General features: G+C 71.7%; 10 protein-coding genes and 1 pseudogene. 7 read left to right on the top strand and 4 right to left on the bottom strand.

The window, feature by feature from the left end:
* From U8525_RS31650 to U8525_RS31625, 6 genes and pseudogenes are all read left to right on the top strand, one after another.
* Positions 1-205, top strand: a pseudogene (locus tag U8525_RS31650) (tRNA pseudouridine(13) synthase TruD); the annotation flags it as partial.
* Positions 206-280: 75 nt separating this feature from the next.
* Positions 281-871 (top strand): RNA polymerase sigma factor, encoded by a 591-nt coding sequence (locus tag U8525_RS31645; RefSeq protein WP_374270447.1) that lies wholly within the window; start codon positions 281-283, stop codon positions 869-871.
* Complete coding sequence (locus U8525_RS31640) at positions 868-1,371, top strand: hypothetical protein (RefSeq protein ID WP_374270446.1); 504 nt, start codon at positions 868-870, stop codon at positions 1,369-1,371. The genes U8525_RS31645 and U8525_RS31640 overlap by 4 nt, the downstream gene beginning before the upstream one ends.
* An 8-nt stretch (positions 1,372-1,379) precedes the next feature.
* Positions 1,380-2,891, top strand: a complete 1,512-nt coding sequence (locus tag U8525_RS31635; RefSeq protein ID WP_374270445.1) for a hypothetical protein — start codon at positions 1,380-1,382, stop codon at positions 2,889-2,891.
* Positions 2,892-3,099: 208 nt separating this feature from the next.
* Positions 3,100-4,446 carry a 2Fe-2S iron-sulfur cluster-binding protein gene (locus U8525_RS31630; RefSeq protein ID WP_374270444.1) on the top strand — a complete coding sequence of 449 codons (1,347 nt, stop codon included), beginning with the start codon at positions 3,100-3,102 and terminating at the stop codon, positions 4,444-4,446.
* Positions 4,443-5,933 carry an FAD-dependent oxidoreductase gene (locus U8525_RS31625; RefSeq protein WP_374270443.1) on the top strand — a complete coding sequence of 497 codons (1,491 nt, stop codon included), beginning with the start codon at positions 4,443-4,445 and terminating at the stop codon, positions 5,931-5,933. Before U8525_RS31630 ends, U8525_RS31625 begins: the two co-directional genes overlap by 4 nt.
* A gap of 28 nt (positions 5,934-5,961) precedes the next feature.
* Here the strand turns inward: U8525_RS31625 and U8525_RS31620 are convergent, their stop codons facing one another.
* The gene (locus U8525_RS31620; RefSeq protein WP_374270442.1) at positions 5,962-6,834 is read right to left on the bottom strand and encodes an SDR family NAD(P)-dependent oxidoreductase; all 873 of its coding nucleotides are present in this window, start codon (positions 6,832-6,834) and stop codon (positions 5,962-5,964) included.
* 139 nt (positions 6,835-6,973) lie between these two features.
* Here U8525_RS31620 and U8525_RS31615 point away from each other — a divergent pair, with 139 nt between their 5' ends.
* Complete coding sequence (locus tag U8525_RS31615) at positions 6,974-7,435, top strand: universal stress protein (RefSeq protein WP_374270441.1); 462 nt, start codon at positions 6,974-6,976, stop codon at positions 7,433-7,435.
* 18 nt (positions 7,436-7,453) lie between these two features.
* Here U8525_RS31615 and U8525_RS31610 read toward each other — a convergent pair whose 3' ends face one another.
* The 3 genes from U8525_RS31610 to U8525_RS31600 all read right to left on the bottom strand — a co-directional run bounded on the left by U8525_RS31610 (position 7,454) and on the right by U8525_RS31600 (position 12,220).
* Positions 7,454-8,134, bottom strand: coding sequence for a Fe2+-dependent dioxygenase (locus tag U8525_RS31610; protein WP_374270440.1), 681 nt, complete (start codon positions 8,132-8,134; stop codon positions 7,454-7,456).
* A 39-nt stretch (positions 8,135-8,173) separates the two neighbouring features.
* Complete coding sequence (locus tag U8525_RS31605) at positions 8,174-10,468, bottom strand: TonB-dependent receptor (protein ID WP_374270439.1); 2,295 nt, start codon at positions 10,466-10,468, stop codon at positions 8,174-8,176.
* A gap of 303 nt (positions 10,469-10,771) precedes the next feature.
* Entirely contained in the window at positions 10,772-12,220 is a 1,449-nt protein-coding gene (locus U8525_RS31600; protein WP_374270438.1) for a PepSY-associated TM helix domain-containing protein, read from the bottom strand.
* Positions 12,221-12,231: the final 11 nt, after the last annotated feature.

Raw genomic sequence — 12,231 nt, 5'->3', positions numbered from 1 at the left:
CGCCCGCCCACCCCGCGAGGCGCTCCCGGAGCGGGAGGAGGTCCGGACCGCCCCACCGCCTGCCCCGGAGCCGGCGATCCCGCTGGGCTTCCGGGCGAAGCAGAAGCAGCGCAAGCAGGCCAAGGCGGAAGGGCGGGCGGAAAAAGCCGAAAAGCAGCGCCTCGCCGCCGCCAAGTCCGCGAAAAAACAGAAGCGGAAGGGATGATCGAGGGCGGCGCAATGGCCTCCCGCCGTGCCCGTAGTCCAGGGCGTGAACGCTCTTGCCCTCGACTCGCTCCCCATGGCCATCGGCATGCTGATGGCTGAGGACGCCGCCCCCCTCCCCTGGCAGGCGGACGTGCTGGCCGCCCGCAAGGGGGACCCGTCCGCCTTCGAGGCGCTCGTGCGCAGCGTGCAGCGCCCGGTGTACGGCCTGGCGCTGCGCCTCTTGCAGAGCGAGGCGGAGGCCGCGGAGGTCGCGCAGGAGGCCCTCCTGCGCGCGTACCAGAACCTCCACCGCTACGACGAGACGCGCCCGTTCGACCTCTGGGTGCTCGCCATCACCCGCAACCTCTGCCTGGACCTGCTCCGCCGCCGCACCAAGGTGCGCACGGAGGAGCTGGAGCCCATGAAGGAGGTGCTCCCCAGCAACGAGGCGTCCCAGGAGGACGGGGCCATCGCGCGCGAGGAGCGGCAGTCGCTGGAGGCCGCCATGGAGACGCTCTCCGTGGACGACCGTGAAGTGCTGGCCCTCTACTACGTCCAGAAGCGCACCACGAAGGAGATCGCGCAGATCATGGGCTGCGCGCCCGGGACGATCATGGCGCGCCTGTTCCGCGCCCGTGAGAAGCTCCGCAAGAAGATGGCGCCCGCCGAGGAGGAGACGCGATGAGCCCCACCCCCTGCCCCGACCTGGAGGTCCTCTTCGCGGAGCTGGAGGCCGGTGAGGGCCCGGCCCTGGACCACGCCGCGGAGTGCGAGGCGTGCGCCGCCCTGATGGAGGACCACCGCCTGCTGGAGCAGGACCTGTTCCGGCTGGCGGATCCGCTGCCGCCCCCGTCGCTGGTCGTGAACGTGATGGCCCGCGTCGCGGAGAGCCCCGTGCCCCAGCGCCGCGAGGTGTGGACGGGCCTCTGCATCCTGCTCACGTCCCTGGGCGTGGGGCTGGGCTTCCTGTTCACCAACGACCGGGCGCTCGGCCGCATGGGCACCGCGTTCGCGTCCACCGTGCGCGACGGACGCGCGTTCGTGGAGGGCCTGTTCAGCGGCGCGCACGCCCTGTGGAGCACCGCGGGGCTGGCGGTGGCCTGCATCATCGCCTTCGTCGTGTTCACGTCGCTGTTCGGCCTGAAGCGCCTGGCCGGCTCCCCTCCGTCCCTCTCCGAAGCCTGAGCGTGACCATGAAGATCCTCCCCCGCCTGCTGCTTCCAACGCTCCTCCTCGGCGCCCCCCTCGCGCTCGCGGAAGCCGCCCCGGCCCCCGCGGCCGCCCCGGCCCCGGCCCGCACCATCGACGTGAGCTTCCGCGGCTCGCTGCGCGACGCGCTCAAGGCCATCGCGGAGAAGGGCGGCCTGAACCTGGTCGTCACCGGCGACCTGGACACCCCGGCGGAGGTGCGGCTGCGCGGCATCACCGCCGAGCAGGCCCTGCGCACCGTGGCCCGCGCCTACTCGCTCCACCTGGAGCAGGACGGCTCCATCTTCACCCTGCGCCCGCTGACCGCGAAGGAGAAGGAGCCCGGCGCGGGCCCCACCGCCAACGCCCCCACCCCGCCCGTGGCTCCGCCCGTCGTGGCCGCCGCGCCCCCGGCGCCTCCCGCGCCGCCGGAGCTGGACGAGGACGCGGCGGAGGACCTCGCCCAGGCGCGTGAGGAGGCGCGGCGCGCCCGCGACGAGGCCAAGCAGGCCGCGAAGGAAGAGGCCGAGGCCGCCAAGCAGCGCATCCGCGAGGAGATCCGCAGCTTCCGCGACAGCTTCAAGCACAAGAAGGGCAAGCGCGGCGCCCGGGACGTGGTGGCGCGCGGACAGAACCTGGAGGTGAAGGAGGGCGAGTCCGTGGAGAGCGCCGTCGTCTACGGCGGCAACCTCATCGTGAAGGGCACCGTGGAGGACGACGCGGTCGCCTTCGGCGGCAACCTGGAGATCCAGGGCCACGTGGAGGGAGACGCGCACGCCTTCGGCGGCAACATCATCCTGGGGCCCAACGCGAAGGTGGAGGGCGACGTGTCCGCCTTTGGCGGCCAGGTGCAGAAGGCGGACGGCGCCGTCGTGGAGGGCAGCCTGGAGTCCTTCGGCGGCGCGGGCCTGGGCCGCATGGTGGCCGGAGAGATCAAGCGCGGCATGCAGGACGTGCAGAACCACGACGCGTCGGTGGACTCCGACGACGATGACGACCACGGCCGCGGCGACAGCGGCGGGGGCCTGGCGTCCTTCATCCTCCAGTTCGCGCTCCTCTTCGGCCTGGGCTTCCTGGGGCAGATGTTCTTCCCGGCGCGCATGAAGGAGCTGGGGGATGAGATCCGCGCCAACCCCGCCCGCAACTTCTGGGTGGGCCTGGTGGGCGCGGCGGCCCTCATCCCGCTGACCATCGTCCTGTGCATCACGCTCATCGGCATCCCGGTGGCGTTCGCCCTCCTGGTCGCCTCCATGCTGGGCACGGCGCTGGGCTACGCGGCCATCGCCAGTGAAGTGGGCACGCGGCTGCCGGTGATGCGCGGCCGCAAGACACAGGCGGTGGTGCTCGCCCTGGGCCTGGGCATCATCCTGCTCATCAGCCACATCCCGGTGGTGGGCGTGCTGCTCAACCTCATCCTCAACCCGCTGGCCTTCGGCGCGGTCATCCGCACCCGGTTCGGCTACCGCGGCCGGGGCATGCCGGAGCCCATCTTCCCCCGGAGCGAGGACCCGGTTTGACGCACCCGGCCTCACGGCCCCGGGATTGCCACACCGCATCATGAGGCCCCGCTCCCGCGCACCGGGAGTGGGGCTTCTTCCTTCTCAAACAAGCCCCAGGCGCGCGCGCCATCACCTGCGCTGTGGGCCGCGGGGGGTTGGTGGAGGGCGGGCGGCCGTTGACAGGCTTTGACCGCCTCCGTCGGGTGCGCCATTTTGCGCGGCACCCATGCGACGCCTCCCAGACGCAACCCCGCGCGGCAGGGCCATCACCGTGGACCTCGAGGGGGAGAGCATCCCCGCCATCGAAGGCGAGCCGGTGGCGTGCTCCCTCATCGCCGCGGGCGAGAACGTCCTCTCCCGCTCCGTGAAGTACCACCGCCCCCGCGGGCCGTACTGCTTCGCCGCGGCGTGCTCGCACTGCCTGATGCGCGTGGACGGGCTGCCCAACGTCTACACCTGCCGCACGCCCGCGAAGGAGGGCATGCGGCTGGAGCGGCAGAACGCGTACCCGTCCGCGAAGGTGGACATCTTCGAGACCATCGACTGGTTCTTCCCGAAGCGCCTGGATCACCACGAGATGTTCGCGGGCGTGCCGGTGGCGGAGGACGTGATGGCGCGCGTGGCCCGGCAGCTGGCCGGCCTGGGCCTGCTCCCCAAGGAAGCGGGCCCGGAGCCCCTGCCGCCTCGCACCTTCCACACCTCCGTCGCGGTGGTGGGCGGCGGCGCGGCGGGCCTGGAGGCGGCGCGGGTGCTCGCCGGCAAGGGCGTGCCCTTCCTCCTCTTCGAGCGCGACGCGAGCCTGGGCGGGCGGCTGGCCCACGGCGCTCCGGAGGAGAACGCGCCCTTCGTGCCGGAGGCCACCGCGTTCCCCCAGGGCAGCGTGGTGCGCGAGGCCACCGTCATCGGCCTGTATGACGACGAGCACGGCCGCTACCTGGCCGTGGCCGCGCGGGAGGCGGGGAACCTGCGGCTGCTCAAGGTCTACGCCCGGCGCTTCCTGCTCACGGCGGGCGGCCATCCCCCCACCCTCCCCTTCGAGAACAACGACCTGCCCGGCGTCATCGCGGGCCGCGCGGCGAGCCTGCTCCTGCGCCGCCACGACGTGGCGCCCCAGGTGGCGGCGCTGGTGGGCCACGGCCCGGAGCTGCACGCGCTGGCGCACCTGTTCACCCAGCGCGGCGTGGAGGTGGCGGCGGTGGTGGACCTGAAGGGGCCGCTGCCCGCGAACGCGCACCCGAGGGCCGTCGTCGGAGACGCGCTCAAGGCCCACGGCCTGCGCGCCGTGACGGGCCTGAGCTTCACGCCCCAGGGCGGCCGCAAGCAGAAGGTGGCGTGCGACGCGGTGGTGGTGTCCGTGCCGGTGGCGCCGGGCTTCGAGCTGGCGCGCCAGGGCGGCGCGAAGGTGGAGTTCGACGCGGACGCGGGCCACTTCCGCGTGGAGGCGGACGCGGACGGGCGCACGCAGGCGGCGGACGTCTTCGTCGCCGGGGACGTCGCGAGGGTCGGCACGGCGAAGGACGCCGCGGCCATGGGCGCGAGGGCCGCCGGGGCGCTGCTGGGAGGGCTGTCATGAGCAAGGCGCTCGTCTGCACCTGCGAGGACGTCACCGTCACGGACGTGGAGCACGCCATCGAGCGCGGCTACCACGACGTGGAGTCGGTGAAGCGCTACACGGGCTTCGGCACCGGCATCTGCCAGGGCAAGAGCTGCCACGCCGCGGTGGCCGCGCTGCTCAAGCAGAAGGCCCCGGCCCTGAAGGCGGAGGCCGTGGTGCCCTTCACGCCGCGCCCGCCGCTCTACCCCACGGAGCTGCGCGTCCTGGCCAGCGCCCCCGTGGACGAGGCCATCCCGCCCGTGGGCGGCGTGCCCCAGGAGCTGGAGCACTTCCCGTCCGCGCTGCGGCCGGAGGGCCCGGTGCCGCAGAAGGCCAGGGTGGTCATCATCGGCGGCGGCATCATGGGCCTGTCGCTGGCGTACAACCTGGCGCTGCGCGGGGAGACGGACGTCGTCGTGCTGGAGCGCGGCTACCTGTGCGCGGGCGCGTCCGGCCGCAACGGCGGCGGCGTGCGCATGCAGTGGGGCACCCCGGCGCTGATCGAACTGGCCAAGCGCTCCATCGACCTGATGAAGGGCTTCGCGCGCGAATTGGGCGTCAACGTGTGGCTGCGCCAGGGCGGCTACCTCTTCCTGGCCAAGCGCAAGGACACCGCGTACCGGCTGGATCGCAACGCCGCCCTGCACAACCAGTACGGCGTGCCCACGCGCATCATCACCGCGGACGAGGCGCGCGACATCGTCCCGGGCCTCACGATGAAGGACTGCGTGACGGCGGCCTACAACCCGGAGGACGGCGTCATCTTCCCCTGGGCCTTCCTGTGGGGCTACGCGCAGGGCTGCGCGAAGCGCGGCGTGAAGGTGGAGACGTACACGAACGTCACCGGCTTCGAGACGAGCAACGGCCAGGTGCGCAAGGTGAAGACGGACCGGGGCGACATCGCCTGCGACACCGTCGTGCTCGCCTCCGGCGCGTGGAGCCCCCAGGTGGCGAAGCTCGCGGACGTGACGCTGCCCAACGAGCCGCACCGCCACGAGATCCTCAGCACCGAGCCGCTCAAGCCCTTCCTGTCGCCGCTGGTGTCGGTGCTCGACACGGGCCTGTACTTCAGCCAGTCCATGCGCGGCGAGATCGTGGGCGGCATGGGCGACCCGAAGGAGCCCGCCGGCCCCAACATGGGCAGCACGCTGCGCTTCGTGGCGCGCTTCGCCCAGGCCCTCACGGAGCAGCTGCCCCACGTGGGCCAGGTGAAGGTGCTGCGCCAGTGGGGCGGCCTCTACGACGTCACCCCGGACAACAACCCCATCCTCGGGCGCACCCCGGGCCTGGACAACCTGCTCCAGCTGTCGGGCTTCGTGGGCCACGGCTTCATGATGGCCCCCGCCGTCGCGGAGCGGATGGCCCGGTGGATGACCTCCGGCGACGCCGACGAGCTCTTCACCCGCTTCAACCTCCGCCGCTTCGAGGAAGGCACCCTCGAGCGCGAGGACATGATCATCGGCTGAAGCGCTCCGCCCTCCCGGGCCGGAGCCGTCACGTCGAGGACGAGGGCTCCCCACCGGCCAGCAGCACCGGCCGGTGGGCCGCGTCCGTCCCGGGCCCGGAGGGGTTCAAGAGCAGCGTCCGCTTGAGGCCGCCCAGCGCCAGCCGCCCCAGGCCCCGCTTGAAGGAGCGCGGCAGGAAGCGCAGGAGCCGCATCACCCAGCGGTGCCCCAGGCCGGGGTACACCAGCGCCTCGCCCCGCTCGAAGCCCTCCAGCGCCTCGCGGGCGCACTGGCGCAGGGACAGCTCGAAGAACGGCGTCACCTCTCCGTCCAGGTGCGGCTCCACCGCCAGCGGGCCGGCGGCCACGAAGGTGACGGGGATGCCCGCGTCCTTCAATTCCAGGCGCAGGGACTCGCTGAAGCCGTCCAGGAAGCGCTGCGTGGCGGCGAACGTCACCGCGCCCGGGAGGAACAGCCGCGCCGCGCCCGAGCCCACGGTGAGGATGCCACCCCGCCCGCGCTCCAGCATGGGGCGGAGCAGGCGGTGCGTGATCATGGCCGGGGCCAGCACGTTGGCCTGCACCAGCTCCTCGATGCGCTTCCAGCGCTCCTCCGCGTACAGCCCGCTGAAGGCGTAGTCCGCGTTGTTGATGAGGACGTCCACGCGGACGAAGTGGCGCTCCAGGTGCTCGAAGAGCGCGTCCACGGCGCGAGGGTCATCCATGCGGCAGGCCCTCACCATCACCCCCAGGGTGGGGTAGCGGGCGAGCAGCTCCTCGCGGAGGCTCCCCAGGTCGTCCACGTCGCCCGCGACCAGCACCAGGGTCCTGACCCGCGGGGAGAGCAGCCGGGCAAGCTCGCGGCCGATGCCGCCAGCAGCGCCGATGATGAGCACGGTACCGTTGTCGATAGGAGGGCGCATAAGGGGGCAGGACCTCGGACAGGAAGGTGTCCACGCGCGGGTGGCCCTGCGGGCCCGCCCCGCCGCTCGGCGCTCCCCGGACGCCCCCTTGCCCCGGTGGCGAGCGGGCGTTATGCGTTCCCACAGGAGGAGCACACCCATGGCTGGACCTTCACGCATCCTCGTGCCGGTGGACCTGAAGGACGGGTCCCGGTCCGTCGTGAACTACGCGCTACAGCTCGCCCGGCCCTTCGGCGCGACGGTGGACGTGCTGCACGCCTGGGAGCCGCCACAGTACGTGGCGCCGGACCTGCTGGTGGCCTCGCCCGGCTGGGACGCCACCTCGCTGGAGGCGACGGCGCGCGACACCGCGGGCAAGGAGCTGGAGGCGCTGCTGCGCTCCGTGGACGGCACCGCGCCGGTCGCCCTGTCCCACCGCGTGGTGATCGGCGAGGCGGGCAACGTGGTGCTGGAGGAGGCCGAGCGCGGGAAGTACGACCTCATCGTGATGGGCACGCACCAGCGCAAGGGGCTCACCCGCATGCTGCTGGGCAGCGTGGCGCAGAAGGTGGTGGGCCGCGCGGCGTGCCCGGTGCTCACCCTGCACGTCAGCCCCGACTAGCGGCCCCGGGGCCCCTGGCTAGGGCTCCGCCCACTGGCGCAGGAGGTTGTGGTACACGCCCGTGAGCATCACCAGCGCGGGGCTCTTGGGCACCTCGCGCGTGAGCTGCATGATGGACGTGTCCATGTCGAAGAGCAGCGACCGCTTCCCCGCATCGCGGATCATGCTCTGCACCCAGAAGAACGACGCCAGCCGCACGCCGCGCGTCACCGGCGTGACGTGGTGCAGGCTGGTGGACGGATAGACGATGAGGTCACCCGCGGGCAGCTTCGCCGAGTGGTTGCCGTAGGTGTCCTCCACCACCAGCTCGCCGCCGTCGTAGCTGTCCGGGTCGGAGAGGAAGAGCGTGGCGGAGACGTCCGTGCGGATGCGCTGGTTCGTGCCCAGGATGGGCCGGATGGCGTTGTCCACGTGCGAGCCGAAGTCCATGCCCGCCTCGTAGCGGTTGAACAGCGGCGGGAACACGCGCTGGGGCAGCACGGCGGAGATGAACAGCGGGCTCCGCTCCAGGCCGGCGAGCACCAGGTCCCCCAGCTCCCGGGCAGCGGGGCTGCCTTCCGGCAGCTGGAGGTTCTTCTTCACCTGCGCGGACTGCTTGCCGGCGGTGGTCCGGCCATCCTCCCACGCCGCCTTCTGGAAGACGGCGCGGCAGTGGGCCACCTGCTCGGGCGTGAGGACCTGCGGGATGTGCACCATCATGATGGACGTCCTCCTACGCCCGGCAGGGACACCGCGCGACTAGAACCGCACGTGCGCGGAGAGCAGCGCCGAGACGCCGTCCGCCGGCACGGCCTGGCCGCCGTAGTACGCGTCGTAGTAGAGCTTGTCGGTCAGGTTGTAGACGTTGAGCTGCAGGTCCACCTTCTGGATGGAGTACGACGCGAACGCGTCGAAGCGCCAGAAGTTGGGCACCTTGCTGAGCGCCGCCGTCGCGTTGGCCGGGTTGTTCACCGTGGCCACGTCCTGGTAGGTGGCGCCGCCGCCCACGGACAGGTTGTCCAGGATGGCGTACGTGGTCCACAGCGAGAAGCTGCGCTTGGGCGTGTTCACCAGGCGCTGCCCCACCAGGAACTCATTGGTGTGCTCGCGGATGCTCGCGTCCAGGAACGTGTAGTTGGCGAACACGTTCCAGCGGCGCACCGGCGAGCCCGCGACGCCGAGGGCGTAGCCCTGCACCCGCTGCTTGCCCTCCAGCACGACGGGCGGGCCGTCCGGATCCGAGTTCGGCACGCGCGCGTTCAGCTTGTTGGTGCGGAACACAGCGGCGTTGACGCTCAGGCGCTCCTTGATGAGGTCGGACTTGGCGCCGATCTCGAAGGTCTCGTTCTTCTCCGGATCCAGCGTGACGGTGTCGTTGGACAGCGTGGCCAGCTCGGCGCTCGGGTTCGAGGACGTGCCGTACATGCCGTAGACGCTGGTGTTCTCCGCCGGGTGGAGCACCAGGCCCACGCGCCAGTTGAACAGGCTGTTCTCCTGCTCGAAGGCGGCCACGGTGCCGTTCGCGGCGATGGTCTCGTAGTCGCTGTGCAGGTTGTCCAGGCGCAGGGTGCCGAGGACCTCCACGTACTTGCCCAGCTGGATCTGATCCGACGCGTACGCGCCCAGGTTCCACTGGCGGCTGTAGTTGGTGGCGCCCACGGTGCGCGTCACGCCGGACAGGTCCGGGCTGTTGTCCGGGTCGAACAGGTCCGCCGGCAGGTTGCCGCCGCCCGCCGCGGCGAGGTTGGCGCGGCCCTGCTCACGCTGCTCGCGGGAGATGTCCAGGCCGATGTTGGCGGTGTGCTTGAGGAAGCCCGTGTTGAACACGCCGCGCACGTCCAGCTGGTCCGCGAAGTAGGTGTTGTCCGCGGTGGTCTCGAAGCGCTGGCGCCCGATGGTGGTGGGGGCTCCGGCCGGCGTCAGGCCGCGCGGCGCGGTGGGCCGGGAGAAGCGGTCCACGCCGCCGTAGCGCAGCGTGTTCGTCAGGCGGAACGTGTCGCCCAGGTCCGCGAGCAGGCGCGCCGTGCCGATGTGCACGTTCACCAGCTCCTGGTCGCTGTCCTTCACGCCGTAGAAGTTCTCACGGGGCACGTCCAGGGTGACGCCCACGGGGTAGCCGTTGAAGTACGGCTGGCCGTAGTCCGGCACGCTGTCCTCGTGCTGGTAGAAGTAGTCCACCTCCAGGGCGACCTTCTCCGCCAGTTGGAAGCGCGCGGACGGCGCGATGCCCGCCCGGTTCTCCTTCACGACGTCACGGCCCGCGACGCCGGCCAGCTGCCCCACGGCGCTCACGCGGAACTGGACGCTGTCGGACAGCTCCTGGTTGACGTCCGCCTCGATGCGGCCGGTGGGCGACGTGCCGCCCGACAGGCGCAGGTCCGTGAAGGAGCCCTTGCGCGCCTTCTTCGTCACCAGGTTGATGGCGCCGCCCGTGGAGCCGCGGCCGAACAGCACCGACGACGGGCCGAAGTAGACCTCCACGCCCTCCAGGTTGAACGTGTCGCGCGTGAACCAGCCCAGGTCGCGCACGCCGTCGCGCAGCGTGTCCGTCTGGGCGGAGAAGCCGCGCAGCGAGAAGGTGTCACCCTGACGGCCACCCTCGCCCGCCGTCACCGTGATGCCGGACACGTTGCGCAGGGCATCGCGCAGCGTCGTCGCCTGCTGCTCCTCCATGACGCGCTCGGGGACCACCGTGATGGTCTGCGGCGTGTCCACCAGCGGCCGGGGCAGGCGCGCCAGGCTGGGCTCGGTCGCGTTGTACTTCTCCGTCTCACCCTCGACGGACACCTCCGGGAGGACGTAGGCGTCGTCCTGGGCGGCCTGCTCCGCCGTCGCCGTCGGGGCAGCCTGCGTGGGCGCCGCGGACTCCGGCGTGCGCTCGGGGGCCGGGGCCTCCTGGCCCACGGGGGCGGACTCCGCCGGGCGGGACTCCTGCACGGGCGCGGACGTCTCGCCCGTCGTCGCCGGCGTCTCCTGCGCCATGGCGCCACCCGCCGCCAGGGCGGAGGCGAGGCCTACCGCCGCCGGCCCCCAGGGCCAGAGCGCGCCGCGCACGCCTCCAGGGTTGCCATTCGAAGAGCGGACACCAGTACGACCGGGCTTGGATGTAGACACAAATCCCCTCGGGAAAGGAATGACTGCCAAAAATGAGAATGATTCTCATATGCAGGTTCCCGATTGGCGTTACAAGAAATTTCTTCCCGTCAACACTTCGAAGCTGGATGCGCCGCGCTCGCCAAGGCACTGCTTTGCATCAGCGACACGAATGCCACACGCCCGCGAGTGAAAACAAAAAAAGCCCGGATCCGCGCTCGCGGTCCGGGCTTCTGGGATGTCTGGGTTTACTGAGCTGTGACGTCAGGCGGCGTGTGTCTTCGACTCCGCGGGCGGGACCACCGGCGCCGAGGAGGCCGCGGGCTGGGTCCGGCGGCGCGGGACGAAGCGGCGCCAGGACAGCGCATAGCCGGTGTAGACGAGGAACACGGCGCCGAAGGACGCGAGCGCCGCGATGAGCTGGCCCATCCACCCCAGCGCCTCGCCGGTGTGCAGGAAGCGCAGCCACGTGCGCACCTTCCGGCCGCTGTTGAAGTCCGCGTAGGTCTCCGTCTTCAGGGGCTGCGCGGTGAAGGGATCCACCGACACCGTGTTGGTGGCGAAGAGCGGCCAGCGCTCCTGCTCGCGGACGATGAAGGTGCTCGCCTGCGGGCCCTTTGGACTGCCACGACCTTCGCCGCGAGGACCACCTTCGCCGCGAGGAGCGCCCTCACCGCGCGGGCCACCTTCGCCCCGAGGACCACCTTCGGGCCGGGACGCGCCCTCGCCCTGCGGAGCGCCCTCGCCGCGCGCCATGCGTTCGCCCCGAGGACCGCCGTCGCCACGAGGACCACCCTCACCCCGCGGAGCGCCCTCGCCGCGAGGAGCGCCCTCGGGACGGCCGCCGGGGCCGCCGGCGCCCGGAGGCGCAGCCAGCCGCAGCGTGATGGTCTCCCAGGCCTTGGACTGCTTCATCACCGCGTCGAACTGCGCATCCAGCGCCTGGGGCTTCGTCCCCGGCGCGGGCGTGGACACGACGACGGGCGCGGAGGCGATGGGCCCCTGCGCCGAGGGCGGCTCGTTGCCCGTGAGGGTGAAGACCAGGTTGGAGGCCCACTTATAGGAGATGACCGCGCCGGACGCCGTCAGCACCACCAGCACCGGCAGCGACCAGAAGCCGATGACGTTGTGCCAGTTGAAGTCGCGCGCCTTGCCCTTCAGCCCGCGGCGGAACCACAGGATGGGCCGCATGGAGCGCAGCGTCCACTTGCGCGGCCACCACAAGAACAGGCCGGTGATGCCCAGGAAGAAGAAGGCCAGGTTGGCCACGCCGGTGATGCCCTTGCCCACGGCGCGGTTGTCGCCGGACGCCGCGAGCCAGCGGTGCAGCTCCTCCATCGTGTGGAAGAACGAACGCCAGCCCTGCGCACCCTGCTCGCGCACCTCCCCGGTGTACGGGTGAACATAGACCGCGGCGCCGCGGCCCAGGGCCACCGTCACCATGCTGTCCGCCTCGGAGGACACCGTCACTCCGGAGGGCGGCACGGCGGGCTTCGCCTCCTTCACCCTGGCGATCATCTCCTCCACCGTCAGGCGCGGTGTCCCCGGCGCGGGAGGCGCCGCGTGGCGCGCATCCCGGTCCGCCAGGTCGACGATCTGTGACTCGAACGCGATCGCCGCGCCCGTGAACGACATCACTCCCACCACGAGCCCGACGATGAGGCCGCAGACGAGGTGGATCCAGAAGAGAACCGAGCGGAGCTTGGGATTCATGAAGGCTTCTA

The organism is Corallococcus sp. RDP092CA (assembly GCF_041903675.1).
Classification (GTDB): domain Bacteria; phylum Myxococcota; class Myxococcia; order Myxococcales; family Myxococcaceae; genus Corallococcus.
The sequence above is the reverse complement of the archived record's forward strand: the minus strand, read 5'-3'. Positions and strand labels throughout refer to the sequence as shown.